The 11,286-nt window shown below is 41.9% G+C and carries 11 protein-coding genes; 4 read left to right on the plus strand and 7 right to left on the minus strand.

Features of this window, described 5'->3' with window-relative positions; all coding sequences use genetic code 11:
• Window positions 1–160 precede the first annotated feature (160 nt).
• Both psaD and trpE read left to right on the plus strand, forming a co-directional pair.
• The gene (gene psaD / locus IM507_RS07440) at window positions 161–586 is read left to right on the plus strand and encodes a photosystem I reaction center subunit II PsaD (RefSeq protein ID WP_002740397.1); all 426 of its coding nucleotides are present in this window, start codon (window positions 161–163) and stop codon (window positions 584–586) included.
• Between the two features lie 134 nt (window positions 587–720).
• Window positions 721–2,241 (plus strand): anthranilate synthase component I, encoded by a 1,521-nt coding sequence (gene trpE, locus IM507_RS07445; RefSeq protein WP_002738459.1) that lies wholly within the window; start codon window positions 721–723, stop codon window positions 2,239–2,241.
• 298 nt (window positions 2,242–2,539) lie between these two features.
• Here trpE and IM507_RS07450 read toward each other — a convergent pair whose 3' ends face one another.
• Both IM507_RS07450 and IM507_RS07455 read right to left on the minus strand, forming a co-directional pair.
• Complete coding sequence (locus IM507_RS07450) at window positions 2,540–3,319, minus strand: PulJ/GspJ family protein (RefSeq protein ID WP_002739236.1); 780 nt, start codon at window positions 3,317–3,319, stop codon at window positions 2,540–2,542.
• Window positions 3,320–3,508: 189 nt separating this feature from the next.
• Window positions 3,509–3,640 (minus strand): hypothetical protein, encoded by a 132-nt coding sequence (locus IM507_RS07455; RefSeq protein WP_256094043.1) that lies wholly within the window; start codon window positions 3,638–3,640, stop codon window positions 3,509–3,511.
• A gap of 101 nt (window positions 3,641–3,741) precedes the next feature.
• On the opposite strand from IM507_RS07455, the gene gloA reads away from it, so the two are divergent.
• Both gloA and IM507_RS07465 read left to right on the plus strand, forming a co-directional pair.
• Window positions 3,742–4,152 carry a lactoylglutathione lyase gene (gloA, locus tag IM507_RS07460; protein WP_016516529.1) on the plus strand — a complete coding sequence of 137 codons (411 nt, stop codon included), beginning with the start codon at window positions 3,742–3,744 and terminating at the stop codon, window positions 4,150–4,152.
• Between the two features lie 10 nt (window positions 4,153–4,162).
• The gene (locus IM507_RS07465; protein WP_123231254.1) at window positions 4,163–4,630 is read left to right on the plus strand and encodes a CYTH domain-containing protein; all 468 of its coding nucleotides are present in this window, start codon (window positions 4,163–4,165) and stop codon (window positions 4,628–4,630) included.
• 24 nt (window positions 4,631–4,654) lie between these two features.
• Here IM507_RS07465 and nusB read toward each other — a convergent pair whose 3' ends face one another.
• The 5 genes from nusB to IM507_RS07490 form a co-directional block, all read right to left on the minus strand.
• Window positions 4,655–5,308, minus strand: coding sequence for a transcription antitermination factor NusB (gene nusB / locus IM507_RS07470; RefSeq protein ID WP_002756142.1), 654 nt, complete (start codon window positions 5,306–5,308; stop codon window positions 4,655–4,657).
• A 137-nt stretch (window positions 5,309–5,445) separates the two neighbouring features.
• Window positions 5,446–6,909 carry a DNA phosphorothioation system restriction enzyme gene (locus IM507_RS07475; RefSeq protein ID WP_287636839.1) on the minus strand — a complete coding sequence of 488 codons (1,464 nt, stop codon included), beginning with the start codon at window positions 6,907–6,909 and terminating at the stop codon, window positions 5,446–5,448.
• Between the two features lie 340 nt (window positions 6,910–7,249).
• Complete coding sequence (gene hemJ / locus IM507_RS07480; protein ID WP_002739167.1) at window positions 7,250–7,837, minus strand: protoporphyrinogen oxidase HemJ; 588 nt, start codon at window positions 7,835–7,837, stop codon at window positions 7,250–7,252.
• A 663-nt stretch (window positions 7,838–8,500) separates the two neighbouring features.
• Window positions 8,501–9,451, minus strand: coding sequence for an SdiA-regulated/phytase-like domain-containing protein (locus IM507_RS07485; protein ID WP_069474758.1), 951 nt, complete (start codon window positions 9,449–9,451; stop codon window positions 8,501–8,503).
• A 7-nt stretch (window positions 9,452–9,458) separates the two neighbouring features.
• Window positions 9,459–10,823, minus strand: coding sequence for a UDP-N-acetylmuramoyl-tripeptide--D-alanyl-D-alanine ligase (locus IM507_RS07490; RefSeq protein WP_287636840.1), 1,365 nt, complete (start codon window positions 10,821–10,823; stop codon window positions 9,459–9,461).
• Window positions 10,824–11,286: the final 463 nt, after the last annotated feature.

The raw sequence follows: 11,286 nt of genomic DNA on the forward strand, positions 1-11,286 counted from the left end.
CACCCTGCCTCCACGAAAAACTTTGTCGGTAAATCCTAGTTCTATAGTCTAGTACAAAATAATGTTACAGTTCTTGACAAGACTACTAGAGAGGGGGGGTGTCAGTGATAGGATTCCCTAAAACCCCTTTTCTTTATTTGTGTAGAGAGAACAACATCCTATGACAGAACTTTCTGGAAAAGCTCCCAAGTTCGGTGGCAGCACGGGCGGTTTACTCGCCAAAGCCGATCTGGAAGAAAAGTACGCCATCACCTGGACAAGCAGCAAAGAACAAGTCTTTGAAATGCCCACCGGTGGCGCCGCTATCATGAACGAAGGCGAAAATCTCCTCTATTTGGCCCGCAAAGAACACGCGCTCGCTCTTGGTACCCAATTCCGGACGAAATTTAAGCCCAAAATCGAAGATTACAAAATCTATCGGATTTATCCCAGTGGTGAAGTGCAGTATCTCCACCCTGCTGATGGTGTCTTCCCCGAAAAAGTTAACGCTGGTCGTGAATTTTTCGGCAAAAAAGACCGCAATATCGGCAAAAACCCCGAACCAGCGACAATTAAGTTCTCTGGTGTAACTCCCTACGAAGCATAAATAAACCCTAAAATCGAGAGTGGGGAGTTAGATTTAGAAGCTATTTAGCCCCAAGATTTGACTTCCGACTCTCGATTTCTCTGATCGCAATCGGCTACAAGTGTTGTGCTATCCGTTTCCTGAACCATCAAAATATGATCTTCCCCGACTTCGATCGCTTTCGTGAACTGGCTGGCCAAGGTAACTTTATTCCTGTCTATCAAGAATGGGTCGCTGACCTAGAAACACCCGTTTCGGCCTGGTATAAAGTTTGTGCCGATCAAGCCTACAATTTTTTATTAGAGTCGGTGGAAGGGGGCGAAACCTTGGGACGCTACAGCTTTTTAGGCGGCGATCCCGTCTGGGTATTGGAAGCGCGGGGAAACACCACCACCCAAACTTTTCGCAATGGTTCTCAAGAGATTTTTTCGGGGGATCCTTTCGAGATTTTAACCCAATGTTTAGCCCCGATTGTGCCGGTTAAATTGCCGCAATTACCCGCCGGAATAGGGGGGTTATTTGGTTTTTGGGGTTATGAATTAATTAATTGGATTGAACCGCGAGTGCCTATTTATCCCGCTACGGATGCGGATCTACCGGATGGTATTTGGATGCAGGTGGATAATCTGATTATTTTCGATCAAGTTAAACGGAAAATCTGGGCGATAGCTTATGCCGATATCCGGGGTAATAATCCCGATTTAGCAGCCGCTTATCAAGCGGCTTGCGATCGAGTGACACAGTTAGTTCTGAAGTTACGATTACCCCTACCAACTAATGCCAAAACCCTAGAATTATTACCAGTTGGCCAGGGAAAAGAATTAGTTTATGAAAGCAATACAACTCAGGAAAAATTCTGTCAAAATGTCCTAAAAGCCAAGGATTATATCAAAGCGGGGGATATTTTTCAGGTGGTTATTTCCCAGCGTTTAAATGCCAATTATCATGGTCATCCCTTCGATTTATATCGTTCCTTGCGTCTGATTAATCCTTCTCCCTACATGGCTTTTTATAACTTTAAGGATTGGCAAATTATTGGCTCTAGTCCTGAAGTGATGGTTAAGGCAGAACGGGACGAATTAGGTAAAATAAGAGCTACGGTCAGACCAATTGCTGGAACCCGTCGCCGGGGACAAAACTTCGGTGAAGATCAAGCTTTAGCAATAGATTTATTGCAAGATCCCAAAGAAATTGCCGAGCATATTATGTTAGTGGATTTGGGGAGAAATGATCTAGGTCGGGTGTGCGATCGAGGTACGGTCAAAGTGGATGAATTAATGATAATTGAACGTTATTCCCACGTTATGCACATTGTTAGTAATGTGGTGGGGGATTTAGCAACCAATAAAAGTGCTTGGGATTTATTAAAAGCTTGTTTTCCGGCGGGAACTGTCAGTGGGGCCCCGAAAATTCGCGCTATGGAAATTATTCATGAATTAGAACCCTGTCGTCGTGGTCCCTATTCAGGGGTTTATGGTTACTACGATTTCGAGGGACAGTTAAATAGTGCCATCACAATCCGCACTATGATTGTTCGTCCCCAGGGTAATCAAAATTATCTGGTTTCTGTGCAAGCGGGAGCGGGGTTAGTAGCCGATTCTGAGCCGGAGAAAGAGTATGAAGAAACCCTCAACAAAGCGAGGGGTTTATTGGAGGCAATTCGCTGTTTAAGTTAGGGTTTGCTGAAAAAGCTTTTCCTGGGGGCAGGGTGTGGGGTGTGGGGTGTGGGGTTTTACCGATTTTGAGGTAGTCAGTTGCCTAATTTTCAGGGAAAAAGTACCTGAATTTTGCCCCCGATCCCCGCAATGGCTGGCACTTTTTGAGGGGAAAAAAGTCTAAAAGTCTTATCCAACAAGGTTTTTAGATTTATTCAGCAAGCCCTAAGTTAGATTTTTTAGACCGGGATCATCCTTCTCTATTTAACCTCATTAGCAGAAACGATCGGAGCCTTGAATAACTTGAGAGGAAAAATACTTAATTGGTAGCTCTGGGGGAAACTCTGGTGCTGACAGAGTATTTAACTTTATCTTTATCGGTATCTCCAGTAGTCAGATTTACCTCAGCGTTGGCATTCAAAATCACTTGATTACCACCCGCGCGAATACAGGCATAAAAACCGTCCACAGTATCTGCGGGGATTCGGGTAAAACCCGTAGGACAATTGGGGTTATTAGCAGCCGCTGCTAACCTATCGGTGACGGGGGAAGGTATCCAAGAATTAATATCATAGTTGCCATCTTCGTCCAAGTTTGGACCATAGCGCCACAAGACTAGACCGGTCAAGCTATCTTGAGTCCGACTGTTTTGGGTATAGTAAACGATCTGGTTGGGGAGCGGCTGACTGAGATCGTTGGGGTTAGGAATTTGGAAAGCAAGAACTGCTCGCGCTTCTTCTGTTCGCGCTTCTTCAGGCACGCTCTCGATCGCCGCTGCCGTGGCTTCAGAATCAGCGATAGTTTTTGCCCGTCTCACTTCATCTGAAACAAACTCTAGAGTACGATTAAGATTATTTTGGATTTCAGTACCAGCATTAGCTCGATAGTTACTTCTGAGCAGGTTAGTTACGCCAATTCCCGCCACCGAGATGGCAATCAGCATCATCGAACTTGCTAGTAAAACCTCTGTAATTGTAAAACCTGCTTGTCGAACCAGTTGGTGAGCTTGTCGAACTGGTTGGTGAGCTTGTCGAACCAACCGAGCGGATTTTTTTGGTAAACGGCCTAGGTGATTGATGTACCCTAAATAAAAACGCATAGTTTTAACCCGTGCCAATTTCTCTGTTCTGTACCCCCCTAAATATTTGGTATTTATTGCAGTCACAGAGGTTTTATTCAACTATCGGTCAATCAACTCAAAAGGTGTTTTCAGAAACCACTGAAAACTTACTACCACCTACTGCCTTCAAAATTTCCCTAGAAAACTCCCGATCAAAAATTTCTTGACCTAACTAACTTCACCACTAACCACATCATAGCCTAAAAAAATTCCATAGATAGTAATTGAAGTATGGCCAGAGAGCTGATTTTGTTCACAGCTATTATGGGAGTAAGTGGTTTTACAGCTAATTCCGTACATTTGTATTAGTATAATTGTTGACCCTCAAGGAGATAAGAGGGCCCAAGGACTGGTTACAATCAAGGATAGGTAATTTTTCGATCGATGTCATCTAAATAATCATGCGTCTCTTACACACCATGCTCCGGGTCAATAACTTGCAGGAATCTCTACAATTTTACTGCGATGTGCTAGGAATGAAGTTATTGCGCCGGAAAGACTATCCCAATGGTCAATTTACCCTCGCTTTCGTCGGTTATGGCGATGAGGCTAATCATGCTGTCATCGAACTGACCTATAATTGGGGAGTTGATCGCTACGAAGTCGGCAATGCTTACGGTCATATTGCCCTAGGCGTGGATGATATCTATAGCACCTGTGAGAAAATTCAATCTCTTGGTGGCAATGTCACCCGGGAACCAGGCCCGATGAAACACGGTTCTACGGTGATTGCTTTCGTGGAAGATCCTAATGGCTACAAGATCGAGTTAATTCAACTAGGAACCCAGGGTGCTGCCGTGACTACGGCTTAATCAAAAACTTATGTCTGTTGAAATTGAACGGAAATTTCTGGTTAAAGGGGATGACTGGCGATCGCTTGCTCCTGGCAAGTTGTATCGTCAGGGATATATTCCTACCCAAGATGGATTGACAACTGTGCGGGTTCGTGTGGTTGGAGAGCGGGGTTATTTAACCATTAAAGGCAAGACTGAGGGCATTAGTCGTCAGGAATTCGAGTATGTAATTCCCCTAGAAGATGCGGCGCTCATGTTAGAAAACCTCTGTAAAAAACCTTTAATTGAAAAGATTCGTCATCGCATTTCTCTGGATAATTTAACTTGGGAAGTTGATGAATTTTTGGGAGATAATCAAGGTTTGATTATGGCTGAAATTGAGTTAGAACAAGAGGAGCAAGTCATTACTATTCCCGATTGGATCGGGGAAGAAGTCACGGGAGATGAGCGATACTACAATAGCAATTTACAGAAATTTCCCTATAAAATGTGGTGATTGTAGTATTAATTTTCTCCCAGTTTAACTCTGGGTAGATAGGGCTTTTTCTGCTTCGTTTAGCTTATTCGTTACCCGTCGGAGAACGCCATTAATAAAACGATAACCTTCATCATCAGAATAACGTTTGGCTAATTCGATCGCCTCATTAATTGCTACTTTTTGAGGTATATCGAGATAGAGCATTTCTGCCACGGCAATTTGCAGGATATCTCGATCGATTCTCGGTAAACGATGCAGTTGCCAATCCACTAAAGCGCTGGTTAATTCCTGTTCGATTTCCGCACGACGACGATAGACTGTACCGATTAATTCTAGGGCATATTCCCGCACTTCGTACTGACTAGATAACTGGACAATTTCGGGAAAATCTATCACGGTTCCTAAACGATTAATGGCATTGTGGGTAAGAGAAATTGCCTCTTTTACCATAGTTTGGGCGCTTTTTAGATTTGTTGCCTTAGTATCACTAGCGAGAATCCGTTCATTACCACGACTAATTTCGGCAGCGGCAGTTTCTAAGGTTTCTTGAATTTCTAGGGTTAAGGTTCTAACTGCGACTAAAATTAAATCGTTTAAAGTTTGCTGTTCCAGGTTTTCAGGATTACCTTTAATCTGACTTAAACTCAAAAGGGCAAGTTCTCGAGCAATGCGACGGGGTTGTTGACGGGGAGGCATAGAAGTTTAGAAGGAGAGGAAAGAAAATTATACAACTTTATCGATCGCTATTCGGTTGGGTTAATTTTTCTCGGCGATCAATTTTTGACTAACTTCTATTTTAGCATAAAAGCTGCCAAGATTTAACTTTTCAAGTTTTAATTAGATAAAAGACAATATCTATCTTGAATCTCCCCTAATTTAGTCTCAGCTTCTTGAGCATTAATAGCTAATTGAGCAAACTCTAGAAAGCGTTTTAATTCCTTGCGTAATAAATTCCTTTCTACTTCCCAGGTTTCTCGATCTAAGGTGGGTGGCATAACAATCATATCAAATAAAGTGGCCTGTTTTTTATCGGGATGGGGGCGCAATATTCGCCCGCGACGCTGAATAAATTGTCGAGGATTACCACTACTAGCCAGAATGACTGCGTTTTGAATTGATGGTAGATCTACTCCCTCATCTAAACATCTAATTGCCACTAATCCTTGCAGATAACCCTCCTCAAATTGTTGGCGAATTTTTTCTCGTTCTTCTAGGGAAGTTTCTGCGGTGTAGGTAGCAACTCGATAACCTAATTGATTGCCTAATAAATGAGTAACTGCCTCTACCTGACGACGATAATTAGCCGTATAATTTTCTACATAACCATCCCCACAATAAAATAAAGTATGATCCGTATCTAAACGCTCTTGCATCAATTGTTGTAAAGCCTGTAATTTATTACTCGCTGAACCAATTAATCGCGATCTTTGCATTAGCAATGCTGTTAAATTTTCATTGCCATTTAAATTACTATTTTTCTGCAAAGTCCAGCCAATTTTCTGGGTCAATTTTGCGTATAATAAAGCCTCATTATCGGTTAATTCAACCAAGACTGGATGATAAAAATAATTAACTAAAGCACCTTTGCTAATAGCATCAGCTATGGTAAATTCTGGTTGTAGAATTTGCCCAAAATAATCAAGAATAGCGTCGGTTCCTTCCTCATCAAAATATCTTTCAGGAGTGGCAGATAAAGCCAATCTTAGACCTAAAGAACGGGGTAATAATTCTTCTAATCGGGGGGAACCTAAATTATGGGCTTCATCACCAACGATTAAAGTTTTATCGGGAAAAAATTTGATTTGTGATTGAAACCCCTCGCTAATAAAAGTTGAGTTAGTAGTTAAAATAGTGACAAATTTTTGATTACCCGCTTGCACATTATATAATTCTGTGGATAGTTGACTTTGCCATGTGTGGACACTTTCGTAGGCTAAAATCGGTTTAAGATTAAATTTTTCCGCTTCTCGTTGCCATTGATTGACTAGGTGACGATAGGGACAAATTACTAATAATACCTGCAGTTCTATCGCTTCGTAAAGTTCCATGGCAATAGCTAAAGCAGTAATGGTTTTACCGCTGCCGGTGGCCATTTTTAAAGTTCCTCGTCCCCGATTACGAAACCAACTGATAATCGCTGTATTTTGGTAGTCTCTCAACTCTAAATTGGGAGGAATTCTAGGAATACCAGAAGGATTGACTCGATAGAATCCTCGCAATTCAGCAACTTGCTTGATTTTGCGGGAACCGAGAAAATCCCTAGTTATTTTTTCCCAATCTATCCAGCAACTATTCATAGGACCTCTTGTAAAAATCAAAAATTGTTGTTAGGGTTAGTAGTCGGTCGTCAGGAGATTGTTTTTATTTATAGCGTTTCCTGTTCGCAAGAGGTTTATAATACTAAATCCTGTTTAAAAGGTATAGGATGATGGGAAGTGGGAGAAACAATCCATAGCTTGGCAGTTCATCACAGTATTATAAATAGTTTTGGTATAAGTTTAAAAATAGCAAAAAGTCAAAAACCTAAAAACTAAAGGTTGCTCCCTATACAATTGGGATGGTCTTTTTAGTCCATCCCACAGCTATCAAACCACTTTTAACTTTTATCCTAAAAACCTAAGGAATGATTAGGATAATTTACCTGGTCGCTACTTCTTCTTTTTGGGGAGTATTTTGCCGAAGTTTTTCTTGATCTTGGCGACGTTTTTTAGCATAAAGTTGGATTGTCACTGCCATTAATACCACTAAAGCTACAATTAACCAAGTGGTCAAATCGAGGGGTAATTGATTCTTAAATACAGCCAAAAGGACAATAACTACCAATAACAGGGTTGGTGCTTCATTTAAGGCCCGAAATTGCTGTCCCGTCCAATTACATTCCCCTTTTTCTAGCTTTTTCATGATGCGACCACAGTAGAAATGATAGAGCAGTAAAAGAGCCACAAAGGATAATTTAATATGTAACCATCCCGATTTTAAAATTTCTGGTTCTGTGGAGATTAAACCGATCGCCATGGCCACGGTGACAATCATCCCCGGTGTGGTAATGATATTGTAGAGTCGCTTCTCCATGATCTCGTATTGTGCTTTCAGAATAGCTTGTGCGGGTTCCGTTTGTGTTGCTGCCTCTGCATGATAGACAAACAAACGTACTAAATAAAATAGTCCCGCAAACCAAACAACTACCCCAATCAGGTGAAATGCTTTAAACCAATAGTAAGCCATAGTCTATATTGTGATGTGAGTCCCGAATTAATTAGTCTAAGAGTTATCCATGCTTTCCCAGACCATCCCTATACAAAAGTTTAGACGGAAAATGGGGATTGGGGAGCAGGGAGAAGGGAGAGGGGTGTAGGGTGTGGGGTGTGGGGAGCTTTTTCAGTAAACAATAAACTAAAAACTCACATCTGATAACTGATAACTGTCTCCTAACCCAATGTTGGACAAAGATAAGCAAAAATTATTGATTAACTCCACAAACTTGAGAATATTTAAATTAACATTCCGCAATATTTACAAATTCTTAAAAATTAATTGAGAAAGATTTTTATTTAACAACGATGTTATGCTGGTTACAGCGATTTTACTGAATTTCATAATGGGTTTTTCTGTGCTTTTTTGGGCAGCAACGGTTGAAACCCTTGCCACACCTAGAAGGTGATCCTAATTAAGACAGGTAAATGAGTCAATTTCACCCATAACGATGATCTTTTTTTTGTGTAGTTTTATTGCAAAAAAAAAGTTTTTTTGACAAAAAGCACAAATTATGCTGCGGTCTAGCGGATTTCTAGCTGCGAGTAATTATGGGAGAGAAGGGAGCAAGGAGAGAAAGTTCGAGCATTTGTACTAAAAATTCTCATAGGCAGTTTAAATTCAGTACAGCAAACCCTAATTATCTAAGAGCAAAGGTCGCAGAAAACCGCCATAATTCTCGTCATCCGTACCGATAAAGACTTCTACTTCACCTCTAGGAGATTCTCTGGTAGTCACCGCTTCCACTTTCGAGCCGTCGATTTCTGCAATTTTTTGGGGATTAGGGGCAAGAATTAGGCTATTATCGGCTGTAACTTGACCGATACGGTAAACAGCACTTCTAAACACCCCCGCACTATCTGGATCGTAAGCAGAAGCTATGTAGATATTACCTTGCTTATCTACGGCTAAATCGGAGATGGGGCGAATATTTTTACCGCTACCAAAAGGACTCCGAAAAGTTACCGACTGAAATTCCCCGAATTTTAAGGGATTGAACGAGATATCCGTCCAGCGAATCTTTGTACTCTCTTGACTATCGGCCCGTTCTGCGTAGATAAATAGATAACGATCGCCTTGGCGACTAACAGCGATCGCCTCTACATTGTCCACCGCGATCGGCCAATTTATTTGCTCAACTATCTTGACTTTTTGCTGGCTGTATGCTGCTAAAAACAGTCTTTGAAAAGGTTTTTTCTCGCCACTTTCAGCCAACAAAAATAAGTTAGTTTGAGGAATATGAGTAATACTTTCGAGATCGTTACTCAATCCCTCTGGATTTGGCCAATCTACCCTTAAAACCTGCCATAATAGCGGTTTTTCCTGCGTAGGTAGCTGTAAAAGACTGAGTCTTGCTTGAGATGGATCACTTTTTTTGCCCTTATTTTTGGCATCGTGAACCCCTAGAAAAATATCCGCTTCTACCCAAGCTAAACCACTGAGATCCGGGAGATAAGTCTCCAGTCGTCTCGATTGTTGAGCAAAAGAGACTTGCACGGCCGAAAAAAAGAAAACTAGGGCTAGAATCACCGAAAAAAAAGTTTTTAATCGGCTATTCTTGCTAAAAAAAGCTCTATTCTCTAACATCTCTTCCCTAACTCCCAATATCACTGATTAACTCCTCCACCACCCGATTTAAACCGACGGAATGGGAAGCTTTGCATAAAATGCGATCGCCTGAATCAATCACTTCCTTTAAACGATTAATTAAATCTGCGTGAGTTTGAAAACATTCGCAATCGACCCCAGTAGCGGACTCAGCAATAAACTTAGCTTCTGGGTCATCCACCAAGACAAACAAGCGATCTATGCCTAGTTTTTGCACCCTCTCACCGACTTGGCGATGTAATTGCTCCGAAAAAGACCCTAACTCCTTCATCGTGCCTAAAACAGCAAGATGACGCTGACCGGGGGTAGCTTTCAGTAAATCCAAGGCCGCTAACATTGATTCTAGACCGGCGTTATAGGTTTCATCGAGGAGTAGGATATCTGGCTCTAATTGGTAACGTTTGGCCCGACCACTGGGTAAATTAACTTTAATTCCCTGTTGCAAAGAAGTCCAATCGATGCCTAAAATTTTCGCTACAGCCAAGGCTGCCATAAAATTTAAAGCTTGATGACGACCAGATAAAGGTAAGTTAAAATCTAGTCCATTGACTCGTAAAGTAGTTAAATCCAGTAATTCCCCGACTATATCGCCGCCAGAGAAGCCATAGGTAATTTTTTCCCCCTGCCATACCCGTTTAGCTGTTTCCGTAAGTAAAGGGTGATCGTAGTTAAGAACAGCTATACTACCAGAAGGAGACTCGGACAATAACTCGCATTTAGCCTCTGCAATCGCCGATTCCGACCCTAAACGACCGATGTGAGCGGTTCCCACATTAGTAATCACTGCGATGGTCGGTTGGGCGATTTGAGCGAGCAGGGCAATTTCTCCTCGTCCCCGCATTCCCATCTCGATTACGGCACTATCGTGAGTTTCATCCAGTTCGAGGAGAGTTTTCGGCACTCCGATCTCATTGTTATAATTAGCCAGGGTTTTGTGTACCTTTCCCCGGGTTGCTAATACGGAGGCGATTAATTCTTTAGTGGTGGTTTTCCCCACCGATCCCGTAATAGCAATCACGGGTATAGTAAATTGATTCCGCCACCAATGGGCTAATTGCTGATAAGTTTCTAGGGTATTCTGGACTAGGAATACAGGAATATTTTTAGAGGAATTGACCGAAACTGGCTGATCGACAATCAATGTCGCCGCTCCTCTTTTGATAGCCATATCGATAAAATCATGACCATTAAAATTATCACCTTTTAAGGCTAAAAATGCTTGTCCTGACTCAATACTACGGCTATCAGTATTAATGCCAGATACTAAACTATCGGGACTAAAACTTATGTCAGTCTTATCTTGTAAGGACAATAATTGAGCTAGTTGATTCAGGGATAAATGACAGGGCATAGACAGTAAAAATAATTAGAGTAAATTCCGAATAATCTGAAAGATAGATTGAGGTTTAACGGGGACTTAGATCAGATAAAATCGATTCTTCTTGGCTCTCTCAATCGCACCGTGTGCAATGTAGGGACGCAACGCTTGCGCCCATAATCTAATATTGTGAATATTTTTGACCCCATGTCCGAGAGAGCCAACTCGATGCAGTAGAATGACCCAAAATAGGGACAGCCTAAGAAGGGAGCATCTACTATCTAATCACAATTGACTCCTTTACAGCAGTTAAGTAGGTAGGCGTTAAAAGTTGTCAGACACCCCCCTTATCAAGGGGGGGCAGGGGGGATCCCCCCGCCTATCGGCACCCCCCTTATCAAGGGGGGCAGGGGGGATCCCCCCGCCTATCGGCACCCCCCTTATCAAGGGGGGCAGGGGGGATCGAACCTAAAATCCATTTTTAATTTAATTATAA

The sequence above is a fragment of the Microcystis sp. M20BS1 genome, from assembly GCF_020245305.1.
In the GTDB taxonomy this organism is placed as follows: domain Bacteria; phylum Cyanobacteriota; class Cyanobacteriia; order Cyanobacteriales; family Microcystaceae; genus Microcystis; species Microcystis ichthyoblabe_A.